The sequence below is a fragment of the Colwellia psychrerythraea 34H genome (genome assembly GCF_000012325.1).
GTDB lineage: Bacteria > Pseudomonadota > Gammaproteobacteria > Enterobacterales > Alteromonadaceae > Colwellia > Colwellia psychrerythraea_A.
Genome location: NC_003910.7, coordinates 88,633 through 107,662, shown reverse-complemented (window position 1 = coordinate 107,662; position 19,030 = coordinate 88,633). Strand labels below are relative to the sequence as shown.

General features: G+C 40.5%; 14 protein-coding genes. 13 read left to right on the top strand and 1 reads right to left on the bottom strand.

Translation table 11 applies throughout. The features are described 5' to 3' along the window. Nucleotides 1–31: 31 nt before the first annotated feature. From CPS_RS00450 to nrdD, 8 genes are all read left to right on the top strand, one after another. On the top strand, nucleotides 32–1,369 hold the full coding sequence (locus tag CPS_RS00450; protein ID WP_011040974.1) for an aspartate aminotransferase family protein: 1,338 nt from the start codon (nucleotides 32–34) through the stop codon (nucleotides 1,367–1,369). Nucleotides 1,370–1,411: 42 nt separating this feature from the next. After that, a complete protein-coding gene (locus CPS_RS00445; RefSeq protein ID WP_011040973.1) occupies nucleotides 1,412–2,908 on the top strand; it encodes a CoA-acylating methylmalonate-semialdehyde dehydrogenase in 1,497 nt (498 codons plus the stop codon). A gap of 86 nt (nucleotides 2,909–2,994) precedes the next feature. Beyond that, nucleotides 2,995–3,792, top strand: coding sequence for a cupin domain-containing protein (locus tag CPS_RS00440; protein ID WP_138140213.1), 798 nt, complete (start codon nucleotides 2,995–2,997; stop codon nucleotides 3,790–3,792). Nucleotides 3,793–3,849: 57 nt separating this feature from the next. Then, nucleotides 3,850–5,325: an aldehyde dehydrogenase family protein gene (locus tag CPS_RS00435; protein WP_011040971.1), complete on the top strand. Its 1,476-nt coding sequence runs from the start codon at nucleotides 3,850–3,852 to the stop codon at nucleotides 5,323–5,325. A gap of 56 nt (nucleotides 5,326–5,381) precedes the next feature. Further along, complete coding sequence (locus CPS_RS00430) at nucleotides 5,382–6,794, top strand: NAD(P)/FAD-dependent oxidoreductase (protein WP_011040970.1); 1,413 nt, start codon at nucleotides 5,382–5,384, stop codon at nucleotides 6,792–6,794. Between the two features lie 371 nt (nucleotides 6,795–7,165). After that, nucleotides 7,166–8,134 carry a DMT family transporter gene (locus tag CPS_RS00425; protein ID WP_011040969.1) on the top strand — a complete coding sequence of 323 codons (969 nt, stop codon included), beginning with the start codon at nucleotides 7,166–7,168 and terminating at the stop codon, nucleotides 8,132–8,134. A 294-nt stretch (nucleotides 8,135–8,428) separates the two neighbouring features. After that, nucleotides 8,429–9,049, top strand: coding sequence for an anaerobic ribonucleoside-triphosphate reductase activating protein (gene nrdG / locus CPS_RS00420; protein ID WP_011040968.1), 621 nt, complete (start codon nucleotides 8,429–8,431; stop codon nucleotides 9,047–9,049). Further along, nucleotides 9,036–10,817, top strand: a complete 1,782-nt coding sequence (gene nrdD, locus CPS_RS00415) for an anaerobic ribonucleoside-triphosphate reductase (protein ID WP_011040967.1) — start codon at nucleotides 9,036–9,038, stop codon at nucleotides 10,815–10,817. The genes nrdG and nrdD overlap by 14 nt, the downstream gene beginning before the upstream one ends. Nucleotides 10,818–10,906: 89 nt before the next feature. Here the strand turns inward: nrdD and CPS_RS00410 are convergent, their stop codons facing one another. Next, the gene (locus CPS_RS00410) at nucleotides 10,907–11,524 is read right to left on the bottom strand and encodes a helix-turn-helix transcriptional regulator (RefSeq protein ID WP_011040966.1); all 618 of its coding nucleotides are present in this window, start codon (nucleotides 11,522–11,524) and stop codon (nucleotides 10,907–10,909) included. 442 nt (nucleotides 11,525–11,966) lie between these two features. On the opposite strand from CPS_RS00410, the gene CPS_RS00405 reads away from it, so the two are divergent. The 5 genes from CPS_RS00405 (at nucleotide 11,967) to CPS_RS00385 (ending at nucleotide 18,421) form a co-directional block, all read left to right on the top strand. Then, nucleotides 11,967–12,599 (top strand): NAD(P)H-dependent oxidoreductase, encoded by a 633-nt coding sequence (locus tag CPS_RS00405; protein ID WP_011040965.1) that lies wholly within the window; start codon nucleotides 11,967–11,969, stop codon nucleotides 12,597–12,599. Between the two features lie 64 nt (nucleotides 12,600–12,663). Beyond that, nucleotides 12,664–13,074 carry a VOC family protein gene (locus CPS_RS00400; protein ID WP_011040964.1) on the top strand — a complete coding sequence of 137 codons (411 nt, stop codon included), beginning with the start codon at nucleotides 12,664–12,666 and terminating at the stop codon, nucleotides 13,072–13,074. 55 nt (nucleotides 13,075–13,129) lie between these two features. Then, complete coding sequence (locus CPS_RS00395; RefSeq protein ID WP_011040963.1) at nucleotides 13,130–13,546, top strand: VOC family protein; 417 nt, start codon at nucleotides 13,130–13,132, stop codon at nucleotides 13,544–13,546. Between the two features lie 118 nt (nucleotides 13,547–13,664). After that, nucleotides 13,665–16,052, top strand: coding sequence for a fatty acid cis/trans isomerase (locus CPS_RS00390; RefSeq protein WP_041736518.1), 2,388 nt, complete (start codon nucleotides 13,665–13,667; stop codon nucleotides 16,050–16,052). 197 nt (nucleotides 16,053–16,249) lie between these two features. Then, nucleotides 16,250–18,421: a prolyl oligopeptidase family serine peptidase gene (locus tag CPS_RS00385; protein WP_011040961.1), complete on the top strand. Its 2,172-nt coding sequence runs from the start codon at nucleotides 16,250–16,252 to the stop codon at nucleotides 18,419–18,421. Nucleotides 18,422–19,030 lie beyond the last annotated feature (609 nt).

The window sequence follows — 19,030 nt, the reverse complement described above, 5'->3', positions numbered from 1 at the left end:
AATTCTAACCTTAGATATGTTGAGGTCAACTATGAACAATAACCAAACAAAACATGGCATCACTCAGGCACAACTTGATGCGCACTGGATGGCGTTTACCGGTAACCGTGAGTTTAAAAAAGACCCACGCATCATCGTTTCTGCCCAAGGCAATTACTACACCGATGCCGACGGTCGAAAAATCTTTGATGGTTTATCTGGCCTTTGGTGCTGCGGCGCGGGTCATAGTCGTCCGGAAATTACCGAAGCGGTGAGTAAACAATTAAAACAATTGGATTATGCACCCGCTTTTCAATTTGGTCACCCGAAAGCCTTTCAACTGGCCGAGAAAATTGTTGAGTTTATGCCCAAAGGGATAAACCGCGTTTTTTATACTGGCTCTGGCTCAGAAGCCGCTGAAACCTCACTGAAAATGGCGCGTGCCTATTGGCGAAAAAAAGGCTTGGCCAGCAAAACTAAATTAATCGGTCGCGGTTTGGGTTATCACGGCGTTAATTTTGGCGGTATTTCAGTTGGCGGTATCGGCGCTAACCGTTCGTTATTTGGTCCTGCCGTCGATGCTGACCATTTACGCCATACCATGTTAGATGAAAATAAATTTGTTAAAGGTCAACCCCAAACAGGCGTTGAGCTAGCGAATGAATTACTCGATTTAGTGGCGCTGCACGACGCTTCAAATATTGCGGCTGTGATTGTTGAGCCTATGGCGGGCTCTGCTGGTGTGATACCACCGCCAGTAGGTTACTTAAACCGTTTACGTGAGATTTGTGACCAGCACAATATTCTTTTGATTTTTGACGAAGTGATTTGCGCTTTTGGTCGCATGGGTGCCAATACCGGGGCAGAAGCCTTTGGCGTCACCCCAGATATTATTAACATCGCTAAACAGATGACCAATGGCACCATTCCGATGGGCGCAGTGATTGCTAAGCAAGAAATCTACGAGACCTTTATGGAGCAAGGTGGCCCTGAGTATATGGTGGAATTCCCGCACGGTTATACCTACTCCGCTCACCCTGTTGCTTGTGCAGCCGGACTGGCCGCCTTAGAGATTTTGCAAACAGACAAACTCATTGAACGTGTTAAAGACCATAGTCCGTATTTTGAAGAGTCCGTTCATAACCTTAAAGGCTGTAAACACGTCACTGACATTCGCAGCTATGGTTTTGCCGCTGGTTTTACAATCGACCCTGTTCCAGGAGAGCCTGCATTACGCCCTTATCAAATAGCGATGAAAATGTGGCAGAAAGGATTTTATGTTCGCTACGGCGGCGCCACTATCCAGCTTGGTCTGCCCTTTACCAGTGAACGCGAAGAAATAGATTCATTGCTCAGTGCTCTGGGCGAAACCTTTAACGAAATAGCGTAAACAATTTAACAATGGGCTTTATAGCCCTATGCGGAGAATTTTATGAATGAAGTAAATGTAATAGGCCATTTAATCAATGGTGAAATGGTTAATGATGATGTGCGCACACAAGCAGTCTTTAATCCTGCTACCGGCGCTGCAGAAAAGAAAGTCGCTTTAGCGTCAAAGCAAACGGTTGAACAGGCCATTTCAGCGGCTCAGACAGCCTTCCCCGCATGGCGTAATACCCCGGCAATAAAGCGCGCACGGGTGATGTTTCGTTTCAAAGAATTATTAGAACAACATGCCGATACTATCTGTCGACTCATTGGTGAAGAGCACGGAAAAATATCACACGATGCTGCCGGTGAATTACAACGCGGTATTGAAAACGTTGAGTACGCCTGTGGTGCACCTGAGTTACTCAAAGGCGAGCACAGCAAAAACGTTGGCCCAAACATTGATTGTTGGAGTGAGTTTCAACCGTTAGGTGTTGTTGCCGGTATTACCCCGTTTAACTTCCCTGCCATGGTTCCTATGTGGATGTTCCCATTGGCAATCGTGTGCGGTAATTGTTTTATCTTAAAACCATCAGAGCGTGACCCAAGTTCAACCTTGTATATCGCCCAGTTATTAAAAGAAGCAGGCTTACCTGATGGCGTAATGAACGTCGTAAACGGTGATAAAGAAGCGGTCGATGTGTTATTAAGTGACGAGCGCATTAAAGCAGTGAGTTTTGTTGGCTCAACACCCATTGCTGAGTACATTTACGCCACCGCTAATGCCAATGGCAAACGCTGTCAGGCACTGGGCGGCGCTAAAAATCACGCCATCATTATGCCCGACGCTGACATGGACAATGCGGTCAATCAACTACTTGGTGCTGCCTTTGGCTCATCAGGAGAGCGCTGCATGGCGTTATCTGTTGCGGTTGCTGTCGGTGATGAAGCGGCTGATGCCTTAGTAGAGAAAATGACAGAAGCGATGAAAAACTTAAGTGTTGGCGCTCATGACAAGGCCAGTAATGATTTTGGTCCGGTCATTACGCAAGCGCATAAAGACAAAGTCGAAGGCTATATCACCAGCGCCCAAAATCAGGGAGCAACCATTGTTGTCGATGGTCGCCAACCACACGTTGAAGGTTATGAAAATGGCTTCTTCGTTGGCGCCACCTTAATTGACGGTGTTACTGCTGACATGGACAGTTACGTTGCTGAAATCTTTGGTCCGGTATTACAAGTGATGCGCGTTAAAACCATGCAAGAAGCAATGCAGTTAATTAACGACCATGAATACGGCAATGGTACCTGTATCTTTACCCGTGATGGAGAAGCAGCGCGTTATTTCTCAGATAACATTCAGGTCGGTATGGTAGGCATTAATGTGCCACTACCCGTGCCTGTTGCTTATCATAGTTTCGGGGGCTGGAAGCGCTCATTATTTGGTGACTTACATGCTTATGGCCCAGATGGCGTTCGTTTTTATACCAAACGTAAAACCATCACGCAACGCTGGCCTTCAAGTGGCGTGCGTGAAGGCGCAAGTTTTGCATTTGCTTAGTTAATTTGGCAAAAGAAACTTGGCTCAAGCACTATAAAACAAAGAGCGGCGCAATATTTCAGCGCCGCCCTTCAAAATACATAAACATGAGAACACAAACTATGTCGAACCAAAAAATTATTAGATTAAGTCCTAATCCTCAAGATTTTGGTCATGATTGTGATGACTTAGATCCCCAAATGTTCGCATCCGAATTGCCAGTTCAGCATACTCATGTTTACTATGAAGACGACAATCTAGGTCTTTATATTGGTGTCTGGGATACCTCAACAATGGTTGAAGCCGCTGCTCCTTCGCCTTGCGACGAATTTATGTATTTACTTGAGGGTGAAGTAGAGATAAAGAATAGTAAAACGGGTACGATGGAAAAAGTGCAAGCAGGCGAAGCTTTTGTTATTCCTAAAGGTTACGATTGTCAGTGGCATCAAACAGGTTATCTGCGCAAATTTTTCGTTATTTCAGAGCACCCAAAAGAAGACATTCCCACAACACCGGTTGTTGAGGGCATCATTAAGCTTAAAGTTAATAACTCAAGCCAGATGGCCATTGAAGATAGTACTGGGGTGGAGATCGAACCAACGAACACACCTTTTGTCATCAAAGGAAAAGAGCCTGCGCAAAAACATCTGCCTTCTTATAAAGATCATACTGGCAAGTTCATTGCCGGTACTTGGCACAGTGAAGCGTTCAATAGTGAAATGCAGCCCTTCCCTCGCAATGAGTTCATTTATTTGCAATCTGGTTCACTCGTCATTACTGAACAAGAAGGTGATGAGCAGGTGTTTACCGCCGGCGATGCTTTTTTTGTCCCGCAGGGAGCTTTATGCAGCTGGAGATCAATAGGTGACGTGCATACATTTTATGCTATTTTGCAATCAAGCTAATACCAACCGGACTGATCACATATTTAAAATATTTAGCCATCAAGGTGTATATCAACAATGAATAATAAACATTATATCAATGGAACATGGGTTTCACCGGCTACGAGTGAAACATTTTCGGTGATTAACCCTGCTACTGAAGCAGTTATTGCTGAAATTCCAGCAGGTAACAGCGTTGATATTGATGCCGCTGTGAAAGCGGCTCGAACAGCATTCGATCAAGGACCATGGCCTCGTTTAAGTGGCGCTGAACGCGCAGTATATTTGAGAAAAATTGCGGCTATTATTATCAGACGTTTAGATGAGTTAGCAAAGCTGGAAGTACTCGATAATGGCAAACCCTATCCTGAAGCCAAATGGGATATTGAGGATACTGCCGCTACCTTTGAATTTTATGCCGGTTTAGCCGAACAACTTGATAATACATCGGAGCAAGTCATTGAATTACCTGAGCCGGGCTTTAGTTCAAAAGCAATAAAAGAGCCGCTTGGCGTAGCGGGAGCTATCATTCCTTGGAATTTCCCCATGCTGATGGCTGCATGGAAAGTTGCTCCAGCATTGGCGGCAGGTTGTTCCATCATCCTAAAACCCTCAGAAATAACGCCGCTCACAGCGTTAGCGCTGGCAGAGATTGCTGATGAAGCAAAGCTACCTGCTGGTGTGTTAAACATAGTGACTGGTTTAGGTAAAGATGCCGGGCAGGCTTTAGTAGAACATCCTGACGTTGATAAGTTAGCCTTTACTGGTTCGATACCAACAGGGTCAAAAATTATGGCTACGGCCGCCAGAGATATCAAAAATATCAGCCTCGAGCTTGGTGGAAAGTCGCCTTTTGTTATTTTTGAAGATAGTGATATTGAAAAAGCCGTAGAATGGATCATGTTCGGCATATTCTGGAACCAGGGCCAAGTCTGTTCAGCTACCTCGCGTGTTTTAGTCGCAAAAGAAATATACCCTGCTTTACTTGAGCGTTTGGTTGAAGAAACGAAAAAAATCACTATCGGCCCAGGAGATCAAGATGGAGTGTTATTGGGACCACTTGTTAATAGCGATCAATACAAAAAGGTACTAGCTGCAATTGAGCGTGGCGTTAGCGATGGAGCCACAATAGCGACTGGCGGTCAGCGACCACCAGGGTTAGATGTCGGCTATTATCTTGAACCAACAATATTGACCGATATTGATGAAAATAGCTGGGTCTGGAATGAAGAAATCTTTGGACCTGTTGTCTGTATCAAGCCGTTTCAGTCTGAAAGCGAAGCTATCCGCTTAGCCAATGATTCACGTTTTGGACTCGCAGCAGCAGTAATGTCTAAAGATGAAGATCGTTGTGACCGCGTTTCTAGAGCCTTTCGTGCCGGAATTGTTTGGGTTAACTGTTCACAACCTACCTTTGTTGAAGCGCCATGGGGTGGCTATAAACAATCAGGTATAGGTAGAGAGCTAGGTCAATGGGGATTAAACAACTACCTTGAAACCAAACAAATTACCCGCTTTAACAGTAGTGAGCCTTGGGGCTGGTATCTCAAATAATACCAAATAATGTGAAGTACAGACTCTAAAATATAACAAAATTCTTATGAGAGTGAATGATGAAACAGCACCTTGATGCATTAAAAGATTCGAAATATTGTCCCCTTTGGCATGATCAGGATATTCGACCAGAAACTTTACCCGCCTTGTCAGCAGATACGAGCTGCGAGCTATTAATTGTTGGTGGTGGTTTTACTGGTTTATGGGGCGCCCTTCAAGCAAAAGAGCGCCAGCCCGATGCCGACATTATCTTGATCGAGAAAACGACAATATCTGACGGTGCTTCAGGGCGAAACGGTGGTTTTTTAAGTTCAAGTTTAGCGCATGGAGAAACCAATACCGATCATCAATTTCCTGGCGAGGCAGATAAACTGCATCAATTGGGACAACAAAATCTAAAAGAATTTATTGAGACACTTGAACACTATAATATTGATGCCCGTTATGAAAAAGTTGGTGAAACGTCTGTCGCAACTGACCAAGCATCAGTAGATGCACTGCGTGCTACCTACGAGTCTGAAAAAGCCCAAGGCGAAGATGTTGTCTGGTTTAACCAAGAAGAAATGCAGGCGCAGGTCAATTCACCTACCTATTTAGCGGGTTTATGGTATCGCGGAGGACAAGATGGCGTAGTCGACCCTGCCCGTTTGTGTTGGGGATTAAAGCGCGTAATTCTGGAGCTTGGCGTACGTATTTATGAAGAAACACCACTGACAAGCCTTAAAAAACTGGGCCAAGATAAAATGGAAGTCACCTGCTCTGACGTCAAGATTATCAGCGATAAAGTATTGATGGCAACCAATGCCTACCGTAACCCCATAGGTCAAGCACGCCGGTCAATTATTCCGGTATGGGATTACCAAATAGCAACTCAACCATTAAGCCAAGAACAGTTAGATTCAATTGGCTGGCATAAGTCACGTCATGCGCTCTCTAATCATGCCAACATGTTCCACTATTATCGTTTCACTAAAGATAATCGTATTACTTGGGGCGGCGGCGGCGCTGTGCGTTATTACTTTAACAACGGCATAGATCAGAGTTATGCCGACATTCCTGAACGCTTTGCGCAATTGTCTGAAGAATTCTTTGAAACATTTCCTCAACTTAAAGGGATTAAATTCACCCATCGCTGGAGCGGTATTATTGCAACTTCTACTCGTTTTTGTGTGGTGCCAGGCGTTGCTTATGATGGACGCGTTGCATGGGCTATCGGTTACACCGGTTTGGGGGTTGGCGCTTCTCGATTTGGTGCCAGAATAGGTATCGAACTATTGGGCTATAAGCCAAGTGAAATTCTCGACATGCAATTTGTAAAGAAAAAACCAATACCATGGGCACCAGAGCCACTTCGTTGGATTGGCGTATATCTGACTCATAAGGCGCTAGAAAAAGCTGATGCTAATGGCGGGAAACGTGGGTTATGGCTTAAACTTTTAGATATGCTTAACCTAGGCTTTACTTGTTAATACCAATTCCATTAAATTTATTCCCACCTCAGAGCTATGTCAGAAGAGTCATAACAAGCAAAATTTTTGTTGGTATAGTCATTTATTGCTTTTCTGACAAGCTCCCAAGGGCGAGTACCAAATAAAAAGTAAAGGCTTACATGCTGTGTTATTGATTTTGATAAGGACGCTGCATAGATGCAGCTTATTAGAGAATGCAGGAGTATATTTTCCTGAATAACCATTCTCTTCAATCAATGCCTTGCCTTTAAGCCTTTTAATTCTCGCTGAGTGGGAAATAACTCAATGGACTTGGTATAAGTAGCTATTTTTGTATAATATACGGTCCTCAATTTATCTGCTCCTAAATAAGGAGCAAAAAGAGCTTATCTATGACAGTTACCTCACCTCGCATTGCAACTATCTTGCTACTTATCGTCTGCTTTATTTGGGGGGTAGAGTTTGTCCCAATTGATCTTGCGATTGAAGTGATGCCAACGAATACTTTCAATGCTATTCGCTTTGCTGTGGCGACACTGTCGATGTTACCTCTGCTTTGGTTTGTGCAAAAGAAAAACAAAGGTAACTCTAAGCCTATCGATTATGTCCTCTTAATAAGGTCAGGTATGTTACTGGGCTTTTTCCTCTTTATTGGTTTTTATACTCAGACTGAAGGAATGCGTTTTACCACAGTGACTAATGCTGGTTTTATTACCGGTCTGTGTGTGCCTCTTGTTCCTGTATTAGGTTTTTTAATCTTTCGAAATGTTGTTCCTAAGTCAGTATGGATAGGCGTTGTTACCGCAACAGCGGGTCTCTATATGTTAACCATAGGAGACAAGTTAGTATTTAATAAAGGTGATATTCTGGTGTTGATCTGCGCCTTTGGTTTTGCTGGCCATATCATTATGACTGACCGCTTCGTCGATAACTTACCCATCATCCCATTAAGTATTGTACAAATTTTTGCAGTCTCTATTTACAGTACGATAGCTATATTCATTGGTCCTGACCCTGTTTTTTATTATCAGGATGCCGAGCCCGTTAGTTGGTATCAACAACTGTTTACCCCTTTGATGATATTTGCCATTTTAGTATCAGGGATCTTGGGAACCGCTTATGCTTTCTGGGCTCAATCAGTAAGTCAGACATTACTAAAACCTCATAAAGTAGCGCTTATCTTTGCTGCAGAGCCTGTCTTCGCTTGCATTGCCGCTTGGGTATTTTTGGACGAAGTGCTTGGTGAAAAAGGCATGATCGGTGCTGGATTAATTCTTGCTGGAATGCTTGTTTCAGAGTTAGGAGATCGGAAAAAACAGCCAGAACTCAGAGCGCTTGATCAGACAGCTGCACTGAAATGAAATAGCCAACGTTAAAATTAATAAATGGGTACTGAAAACACTATTTTTCATACCCATTAATTTCCCTTCTTTCTGCTATCAATGCTGAGATTAATTCACTAATCATTAGCTGAATCTGCATTATACATCCAATAACAATCACTATATATTGATCTAATAATAAAAAAATACACTATATATTGTGCTTAATTATTTTATTACCACAAGTTATCTTGATCTAAATCAACAAGCCACCACCCCGAAATACTATATATTGTGCTTATTAAAACAATAACATCTATATATAGGTGACGTATGACTTTTAACTGTATTACTCCGAGTGTTGTCTTCCAAGAAGTGCCTAATGAAATTAGCCTGTGCTTTAGTATTACCGGCTGTAAGGTCGGCTGCAAAGGTTGCCACAGCACTGAGTTATGGCAAGAAGATAATGGCGTGTTACTCACCAATACAAACTTCACCCAGTGGCTTAAAAAGTATCAAGGCCTAATCAGTTGTGTGGTGTTTTTTGGTGGTGAATGGCAAGCCAACGCTTTAATTGAAAAGCTGATCATCGCTAAAAATCATGGCCTTAAAACTTGCCTCTACTCTGGCGAAAAACATATTGATATAAATATTTCTCAACACCTTAATTTTTTAAAAACGGGTGCTTGGCATGAAACGTTAGGTGGCCTAGATAGCCCGACAACCAATCAAGTTTTTCGTAATGTCATCTCAGGTGAAAAGTTAAACCATTTATTTAACAAAGCTATCGATGTGAATACCTTCAAGGTTAATACCGTCGATGCTAGTCATTCTCAAACTACTATTTTAGAAACTAACTCTTTTAAGACTAATTCTCTCGAGACTAGTGCTTTTGAGATTAGTACTTTCGAACCTTATCAATTTACTCAAGGAGCTAACAATGTTGCGGCTTAACGAAGAACAGATCACCAATAAAAAAGATTTTATCAAACAATATTTTTCAGCAAAAAATGCAGCAGATGGCTCAAAAATGGATGCCAATGCCAACGTCAGCCATAAAAACATTGCGACGTTAGAAGCTGAGTTATTAAAAGATTGTTTTGTGCAAATTAATCGCGCGTTAGTGCATGACAAAATACGCGATACTTTTGATGCTGACTTGGCCAAAGAGTATTTACGTCAAATTGAAGATCATGAAATTTACGTGCACGATGAGACCAGTTTAAAGCCATATTGTACCTCAATTAGCATGTACCCCTTTTTATTAGACGGCTTAACTAAGTTAGGCGGTGAGTCTAAAGCACCTAAGCATTTAGAATCTTTCTGTGGCTCTTTTGTGAACCTTATTTTTGCTATTTCAGCGCAATTTGCTGGTGCGGTTGCGACTGTTGAGTTTCTCACCTATTTTGATTACTTTGCTCGCCTTGAATACGGTAATGATTATCTAAGTACGCATAAATCTGAGATAGAAAATCACTTACAACATGTGGTTTATGCTATCAATCAACCAGCGGCGGCTCGTGGATACCAGAGTGTATTTTGGAACATTTCATTATTTGATCAACATTACTTTGCTTCAATGTTTGGCGAATTTGTTTTCCCTGATTTTAGTAAACCTAATTGGCAGACCGTTGACCAGCTACAACAATTCTTCCTCGGCTGGATCAATAAGGAGCGTGAACAAGCAGTACTTACCTTCCCTGTAGTTACCGCGGCAATGCTAACTGAAAATGGCCAGTGTAAAGACCTAGATTTTGCCCGTAAACTCGCTCAACAAAAAGCTGAAGGTAATTCCTTTTTTATCTACTTATCTGACAGTGCCGATTCACTAGCCTCATGCTGTCGATTACGTAATGAAATTTCTGACAATACTTTTTCTTATACCTTAGGTGCTGGTGGTGTTGCCACAGGCTCAATTAATGTAATTACTGTTAATATGAATCGTTTAGTGCAAGACGGTCGAGATTTAAAAACAGAAATAGAAAAAATACAAAAATACCAAGTTGCTTATCGAAAATTGATGCAAGAGTATCAAGCGCAAGGCGCATTATCCGTTTACGACGCTGGGTTTATTTCACTTGATAAGCAATTTCTTACCATAGGTATTAATGGTATGGCTGAAGCGGCTGAGTTTGCCCAAATTAAAGTCGGCAATAATGAAGAATATAAGCAATTTGTTAGTACACACTTAAAAGTAATTTACCAAGCGAACCAAGCCGCTAAGAAAGAATTTGGCTATATGTTTAATACCGAGTTCGTGCCTGCTGAAAACCTCGGTATTAAAAATGCTAAATGGGATAAGAAAGATGGCTACCAAGTAAGCCGCGAGTGTTATAACTCTTATTTTTATGTCGTTGAAGATGAAGCAACAAATCATATCGATAAGTTTGTAATGCATGGTCAAGAAATGACGCAATACCTTGATGGAGGTTCGGCACTGCATCTAAATTTAGATGAGTCGCTTTCTACTGATGCTTACCTGAAACTCTTCAATGTAGCGGCTGCTACCGGGTGTAATTATTTCTGCATCAATGTGAAGATTACGATTTGTAATGAGTGTGACAAAATAGATAAGCGCACTTTACATCTCTGTTCAAGTTGCGGCAGTGAAAACATCGATCACGGAACGCGTGTTATTGGTTATTTAAAGCGTGTTACTGCCTTTAGTCAGGGACGCCAAAAAGAACATGCCCTACGTCACTATCATACTGAAAGTGCTTAATAAGAAGAGTTTTTTAAGTACGAAATAACTCCCATTATTTCGTACTTTTGACAAATTCATTGAATTTACGGCGACAAGGTTTATTGCTACTAAACAGGTATGACTTTATAAGCACAACGCCTTGCTCCATCAATAATATGCTCTTCTCGACTCACTACGGCAATATCATTCATTAGCGTTTGAAACATTTGCAATTCTGAACGACAAAAACTCAAACATTTACTTGCTGCAGCACAAATTGGGCAATGATTTTCCATTAACCAAAAAATGCCATCATGCTCTTCAACGCTTGCCATATAACCTTCATCGCTACGTAATTTTGCTAAGGTTTGCAGTTTTTCTTGCACACCATAACGATCGGCTAACGCTAAGGTATAATTTGTCATCGCCGTTTCTTCTCGGTGACTGATTAACTTTTCCATACCGTCATCACCAAAGAGTGTAATAACTGAATCAAGTAACTGCACAGTTAATTCATCATGACGATCAGCAAAGCGGCTGTTGCCTTTATCAGTTAATGACCAATATCTGGTAGGTCTGCCTCGAGCAGCTTTTTCATCCTTAAAAACCACATCACCCGAATCTTCCAGTCCTTGTACATGTTGACGGATCCCCATAGTAGTGAGACCCAATTCACTTGCCAGTATTTTTGCTGTTAAAGGCCCTTGGGTCTTTAATAACTGAATTATTTTTTCATGTGTTTTCATTAGATCTCCGGCAGGAAGAAGGGATATACCCATTACCAATCAAAGTGCAGGATTTCAGTGGGAATTAAAACCACTTTTGATAAGGCAAATAATTTAAGCATAGTCATTCTATGATTTTATTATTTAACGCCGTATAAAGTGATTTTAAACCCATCAAAGAAGTGCTTGAGCAACATCACTACATCGTTGCTGTGACTTATAATGGAACAACCATTATTTCACCACAGCGTCTTGAATTGAGATTGATCAAGAACTCTGAAACCTGCATCTTGAACGATAACGGGTATATATCATTATTATTAAGCATTTTTACCATAGTTTCATCGCTTAGCACAATATTTAGTAAAGTTTTTTGTTTATATTTAACTTGACCTTATTAAGTAAAGCGTTTACTTTACTTAATAAATAAAACGCTTTACTAAAGAAAACGACGAGAATTATTATGAATTTACTTATTATCAGTGCCAGTCAACGAATCGAATCACAAAGTGCAAAGGTCGCTAAATACCTGACTAACAGCAGTAATAAATTTCGTAAAACGAGCCATATTGAATTGTGTAAACAGCGATTACCCCTATGGGACGGCGAAGAGAGTAGCAAGCAAAATGACAATAGTGACTGGTTGGCCATCAATAGCCAATTACAAACAATGGATGCACTAATTCTTATTACTCCAGAATGGGGCGGGACTGCTTCGCCATTATTGAAAAATTTATTAATGATGTCTGACGCTGCAGATATTGGTCACAAACCCGTGTTGTTGGTCTCTGTCGTTAATGGAATTAGCGGTGCTTATCCCATTGCAGAATTAAGAATGAATGCTTTTTCAAATAACAAATTAGTCGCTATACCCGACCACCTTATTATTCGAAATGTTGAAGAGATTCTAAATACAGTCAATGAGACCAACCTTCAGCAAAGTATTGCTATAGCTCGTCGTGATAAACGTATTCGTCATCGTATTGGTTATAGTTTGCATACCTTATTGCATTACAGCCAAGCGATGAAATCTTTACGTGAAACCCTGCAAGTCAGCACGTATGACAATGAACACTTATATCAATACGGCATGTAAGCTCACCAACAAAATGAATTGAACTAGATTGCACAGAACAAGATCAAATTAACGAGGAGATATTATGAATTTAAATCAAGTCACCCTTACCGTTCTTAATATGGACGAAAGTACTGAATTTTACCGTCGTTTAGGTTTTTTACACATTGTAGATACACCCCATTATGCACGGTTCGCATGCCCAGATGAGGGCGCTACTTTTTCATTAAGCTTAGCTGAGACAGACTCATTAAGTAATACACAAAATAAACTGAGCTCTGGCACAACCATCTATTTTGAGCATGAAAAATTGGATGAATGGGTAGCAACGGTCCAAAGCCGTGGTATTGAATTTGAACAATTGCCCATTTCGCAATCTTACTTATGGCGTGAAGCGATATTAACGGACCCTAGCGGCAACAAAATAAAACTCTATTGGGCTGGAGAGAATCGCTTAAATCCCCCTTGGCGAGTCGAGAAAAAATACCAAGAGTAAAAAAGACTACACTACTAATGATAGATACGTTGTTAAAACGTACAGGAGAGCACTTATGATTACTTTAGAACACATTAATTTAGTCGTTAAAGACATAGAAAAAAGCTTACAATTTTACCGTGCGGCTTTTCCACACTGGCATGTACGCGGCGGCGATAAAGGTGAATGGTCTGGAAAACCAAGAAACTGGTTACATTTTGGTGATGATTATCAATATATAGCCTTTGCTGATAATGGCGTCGGTGACAATAGAGATTTAGCGGGTCATCAAGTAGGTTTAGCGCATTTTGCTTATGTTACCAGCGATCTAAAAGGCACTATAGCGCGTATAGAAAAAGCAGGCTTTGCAATTCATAAAGACGGTACGCCTGACAAATATAGAGAGAATATCTATTTTCTTGATGCTGATGGTTACGAAGTGGAGTTTGTTCAATACCATACCGACTTGCCTGAGCTAAGAAATCGATATTAGGAAACAACGATAAACCGCTTAGATGTTGACGAATACAAAATAAGAACCCATGGTAACTTTACAGTATTCATCAACATAGCTTAAACTTAGCGGGCTATCTCCCAATTTAAGGACTCTCATGGTTAAGTTTCAATGGCTATTTATTTTTCTATTTCTCTCGGGCTGTGCCACTTTAGGGGTTATGGAATTCGACAAGCTTTATGGTCCAAGCAATGTTGAAAATAGATTAGTTCAAGTTAAAGCGACTACAGCAGAAGCCATTCATTTTAATAGACAGATACAACCAATTATTGAAAACCGCTGTGTTGTTTGTCACGGCTGTTACGATGCCCCTTGCCAGTTGAAAATGGAAAGTCGCGCAGGTATTGAGCGTGGTGCTAATAAAGCAATGGTTTATAATGGTGAGCGCTTACTTACTGCAAATATTAGTGCAAGCCTTACAAAATTAACTGAACTGAAACGAGATAACTTAGAGCCACTTCGCCAACAAGGCTATTTCCCAGTACTTAATGAGCGCCAGCAAACAGAGCAAGCCAATACTCAATCCAGCTTGTTCTATCAAATGTTACAACTCAAAAAGCAACATCCTTTACCCAGTGAGCCAATACTTAATGAGAGTTTTGATGTCGCACTCGATAGAAGTCAACAATGCCCAACAATAGAAGAGTTTGAGCAATATAAGGATAAGTACCCTCTTGGTGGTATGCCTTATGCGCTACCGGCACTCTCAACAACTGAGCATGATCAATTAACTGATTGGATAGCCCGTGGTGCCATAATGCCAGATTCGGTGCCTCCCAATGCTAAAGAACAACAAATGATCAATCGCTGGGAAAAGTTACTTAATGGCAGCTCTGCTAAAGAACAGTTGATTGCCCGTTATTTATTTGAACACTTATATTTAGCCAATTTATACTTCGATAAAGCACAATCTAGTTACTTTAAACTTGTTCGTTCAAGCAGCCCTAGTGGTGAAAAAGTAGCGGTGATTACTACTCGTCGTCCCTTTGATTCCCCTTATGCTGATGGCAGCACTGATGCCATTGTCGATAAACCTCAAGTGTACTATCGATTAATTAAGCACAACGACACCATTATTGCCAAGCGCCATATGCCCTACCCGTTTGGTGAAAGTAAATTGGCGCGTATTTCAGAACTTTTCTATCAACCTGATTACCCAGTAACTACTTTGCCTGATTACCAATTAGCAAACGCCTCTAATCCCTTTAAGACCTTTCAGGCGATCCCCGATAAAGCACGCTATCAGTTTTTATTAGACCAAGCGCAATTCTCTATTATGAACTTTATCAAAGGCCCTGTTTGTCGTGGTCAAATCGCGCTGAATGTGATTGAAGACAATTTTTGGGTGTTTTTCCTCAGCCCTAATAATTTTGATCATTACCCTAGCGAACAATTCATTAAAGCCAATACAGAGTTATTACAATTACCGGCTGGCACCAGTGATAAATCCCTATCATTACTTTACTGGCGACAATATGCTAAAAGCCAGCAAGAATACGTTAAAAATAAATTAGCTTATGTGGAAGGGCTTAACTTGCAGCCTAATCAGCTAAACCTTGATTTGATTTGGTCAGGCAAAGGAAACCCAAACGCCAGCCTAACCGTCTTCAGACACTTTGACAGTGCTTCTGTATTACAGGGTTTTGTCGGTCCTACGCCTAAAACAGCTTGGCTAATTAGCTACCCTTTATTAGAGCGGATTCATTATTTATTAGTGGCTGGTTTTGATGTTTATGGCAGTGTTAGTCATCAATTAAAAACACGTCTATATATGGATTTTTTACGAATGGAAGCAGAAAGTAATTTCATTAGTTTTTTACCTAAAGATGAACGTAAGGCAATACATGAGTATTGGTACCGTGAGACCGGTGACGACATTAAAGATTATATTTTCTCAGACGGTTTTTATCAGTTACCAGAAACAGGTATGAACTATCAAAGCAATAAGCATCAAGAAGAGCTATTTCAATTGGTTGGACAGCACACCAAAAATACCAATGTTAGCCAGTTTAACCTTTCTTCATTAGCACAAAGCAGTGCCGACAAAATCATAGCTAACTTAAGTCAGTTACCTAATGAGAGCGTTGCTCTGTTACCACAAGTGAGTTATGTGATGGTATCAAATGGCGATGACAACCAAGTCTATAGTTTAATCAATAATTCCGCACACAGTAATGTTGCCCATTTGTTTTCTGAAGAGAATCGTCGCCTACCTAGAGAAGATAATTTAGCCATTCTACGTGGTGTCGTAGGCACTTATCCCAATGCCTTTTTTAAAGTAGAACAAGCGCAGCTCAGTGAGTTTGTTAGTAACTTAAACGCGATAAAAACCGAACAAGATTACCGTAAACTTAAAGACCAATTTGCCATTCGCCGCACAAATCCTAAGTTCTGGATTTTTGCCGATGAATTACACGCTTGGTATAAAACCAATCAACCTAAATCGGCGGGTTTACTTGATTTTAATCGCTTGGAAAATCGTTAACTTGTGGTCTAAAACCCATTAGTAATACCCTGTAACAAAATACTGCTGCTTACCTCAATACTCAATGAGGTAAGCCATAGTCTTGCTAAACCCTCTTCTGATACACTGCAGAACGATTTGTAAAATAAATGTGAATGCTTAGTAACATTCCATATGAATTCACTAACATAATAGTCACTTCAACAAGCGAGACTCAAATGAAGAAACAAAGCCTTTTCTTGACCAGTATCTTGGTCACTAGCGTATTAGCCGGTTGTACTGGTAACAGTGTTGAGCAAACATCAGATAAAGTTGCTGCTGCACAAAAACAGACACAAAAAATCAGTTATCCTGTGACAAAAAAAGGTGACGTGGTTGATACCTTTTTTGGTACTGATGTTGCAGACCCATACCGATGGTTAGAAGATGATCGCAGTGAAGAAACAGGCGCTTGGGTTAAGGCAGAAAACAAAGTGACATTCGATTACTTGTCACAAATTCCATACCGTGGACAACTTAAGTCTCGTTTAGCTGAATTATGGAACTACGAAAAAGTAGGCGCACCTTTTAAAAAGGGTGATTATTCCTATTTTTACAAAAATGATGGTCTGCAAAACCAATATGTCGTTTATCGTCAAAAAGAGGGCGGCACTGCTGAATTGTTTTTAGATCCAAACACCTTTAGTGAAGATGGCACCACCTCAATGGGACAGTTAAGCTTCTCAAAAGATGGCTCTATTGCCGCTTATGCTATTTCTGAAGGTGGAAGTGATTGGCGTAAAATCATCATTATTGATGTAGAAACCAAAAAAGTACTAGAGACTCCTCTGATTGATGTTAAATTCTCAGATATTTCTTGGTTTAAAAATGAAGGGTTTTATTACTCAAGTTATGACAAACCAGAAGGTAGTGAATTGTCGGCTAAGACTGACCAACATAAACTTTATTACCATGTATTAGGTCAGCCACAAAAAGAAGATAAAGTTATTTTTGGTAATACCGCTGAACAAAAGCGTCGTTATGTTGGTGGTACCGTTACCGATGATAATCGCTTCTTACTTATTTCAGGTGCAATTTCAACGTCAGGTAACGATCTTTACCTGAAAGATTTAACCAAACCAAATAGCCCATTACTCACCATTACTGATAACTTTGATGCTGATACCTACGTCATTGAAAATGAAGGCGATAAATTATTTTTAGTTACTAACTTAGGTGCACCAAATAAGAAAATAGTCACGGTAAATGCTAAAGCACCAGCCAGTAAAAACTGGACTGATTTTATTGCTGAAACAGATTATGTTTTAAGCGCTTCAACGGGTGGTGGTTTCTTCTTTACTGAGTATATGGTTGATGCCATTTCTAAAGTTTATCAATATGATTATCAAGGTAAGCAAGTACGTGAAATCAACTTGCCAGGTGTTGGTAGTGCTTCTGCCTTAGAAGGCGATAAAGACGAAAGTACTTTATATTACTCATTTAGCAACTACAAAACGCCAGGTACTATCTATAGCTACAACATAGATAAAGGTAATAGTGACGTTTACCGTAAATCTGGCGCTAAATTCGATAGCGATGCTTATGAATCAAAGCAAGTATTCTATCCTTCAAAAGATGGCACCAAAGTACCTATGATCATTACCTATAAAAAGGGTATTGAGCTTAATGGTAAAAATCCAACTATTTTGTATGGTTACGGCGGCTTCAATATTAGCTTAACCCCACGATTTAGTGTTTCACGTGCAGTATGGCTAGAACAAGGCGGTATTTATGCTGTTGCTAACTTACGTGGTGGCGGTGAATACGGTAAAACATGGCACAAAGCCGGCACTCAATTAGATAAACAAAATGTTTTTGATGACTTTATTGCTGCCGGTGAATACTTAATTAAGCAAGATTATACTTCTAGCGACTACTTGGCGATTAATGGCGGTTCTAACGGTGGTTTATTAGTAGGTGCTGTTATGACTCAGCGTCCTGATCTTATGCAAGTTGCCTTACCCGCTGTTGGTGTATTAGATATGCTTAGATACCATACCTTCACTGCTGGTGCAGGCTGGGCGTACGACTACGGTACGGCTGAGCAAAGTGAAGAAATGTTCACTTACTTAAAAGGTTATTCACCTGTTCATAATGTTAAAGCCGGTGTAAGTTATCCTGCGACTATGGTCACTACCGGTGATCATGATGACCGTGTTGTGCCAGCACATTCATTTAAGTTTGCTGCTGAATTACAAGCTAAACAAGCAGGTAACGCGCCTACATTAATTCGTATTGAAACCAATGCAGGTCACGGCGCAGGTACGCCAGTTTCTAAAACTATTGAACAGTACGCTGACATCTATGCCTTTACCTTGTTTAACATGGGTTTTACTGCATTACCTAAGTAGTACCATTCCATATAAATAACGAAATAACGCGCTAGTTATTTTAGATGTTATTGGATAAAGCTGATCTCGATCAAGTACTTGAGTAAATTACTCAGGTACTATTTCAACAAGTTCTAATGAATTCTATTTACATTTTTTAACTATCTGGAGTAATTTATGGGTTGTTGTGGTGGTTGTGGTGGCGAAGGTCACGATGAGAAAAAAGAGCAAGAACAAGCTCAAGATAAATCAACTGAACAAACTGAAGCTGCTGAAAAAGAGTAATTGATACCAAACGGATTAATTTATTGGTCAGCTTAGAGCTATATTAGCAAGCTTAAAACAAGCAAAATGAGTTAAACATAGTTAGTCTATATTTCATTCATTTTGTGAGGTTATCAGTTTGCTAATTAGCTCCCGAAGGGCGAGTTTAAAAGGCATACAAGCGGCGTTATTGATTTTAACAAGGGAATAACCATTCTCTTCAATCAATGCCTTGCCTCTAAGCCTTTTAATTCTCGCTAAGTAATCAATAAATTAGTTCGATTGGTATTACTCTCTATCATCTGTCGTTTGTAGAAATGCCGGTCAACTATCCTAGTTAGTTAATCGGCATTTTTTTTGTGCAAA

Excerpts from the sequence above, each read along its gene's own strand:
- CPS_RS00405 (WP_011040965.1), top strand. The coding sequence starts at position 11,967 with ATGAATTTACTTATTATCAGTGCCAGTCAACGAATCGAATCACAAAGT.
- CPS_RS00410 (WP_011040966.1), bottom strand. The coding sequence starts at position 11,524 with ATGAAAACACATGAAAAAATAATTCAGTTATTAAAGACCCAAGGGCCT.
- CPS_RS00440 (WP_138140213.1), top strand. The coding sequence starts at position 2,995 with ATGAGAACACAAACTATGTCGAACCAAAAAATTATTAGATTAAGTCCT.
- CPS_RS00400 (WP_011040964.1), top strand. The coding sequence starts at position 12,664 with ATGAATTTAAATCAAGTCACCCTTACCGTTCTTAATATGGACGAAAGT.
- CPS_RS00445 (WP_011040973.1), top strand. The coding sequence starts at position 1,412 with ATGAATGAAGTAAATGTAATAGGCCATTTAATCAATGGTGAAATGGTT.
- CPS_RS00390 (WP_041736518.1), top strand. The coding sequence starts at position 13,665 with ATGGTTAAGTTTCAATGGCTATTTATTTTTCTATTTCTCTCGGGCTGT.
- CPS_RS00425 (WP_011040969.1), top strand. The coding sequence starts at position 7,166 with ATGACAGTTACCTCACCTCGCATTGCAACTATCTTGCTACTTATCGTC.
- nrdG (WP_011040968.1), top strand. The coding sequence starts at position 8,429 with ATGACTTTTAACTGTATTACTCCGAGTGTTGTCTTCCAAGAAGTGCCT.
- CPS_RS00435 (WP_011040971.1), top strand. The coding sequence starts at position 3,850 with ATGAATAATAAACATTATATCAATGGAACATGGGTTTCACCGGCTACG.
- CPS_RS00385 (WP_011040961.1), top strand. The coding sequence starts at position 16,250 with ATGAAGAAACAAAGCCTTTTCTTGACCAGTATCTTGGTCACTAGCGTA.
- CPS_RS00430 (WP_011040970.1), top strand. The coding sequence starts at position 5,382 with ATGATGAAACAGCACCTTGATGCATTAAAAGATTCGAAATATTGTCCC.
- CPS_RS00450 (WP_011040974.1), top strand. The coding sequence starts at position 32 with ATGAACAATAACCAAACAAAACATGGCATCACTCAGGCACAACTTGAT.
- nrdD (WP_011040967.1), top strand. The coding sequence starts at position 9,036 with ATGTTGCGGCTTAACGAAGAACAGATCACCAATAAAAAAGATTTTATC.
- CPS_RS00395 (WP_011040963.1), top strand. The coding sequence starts at position 13,130 with ATGATTACTTTAGAACACATTAATTTAGTCGTTAAAGACATAGAAAAA.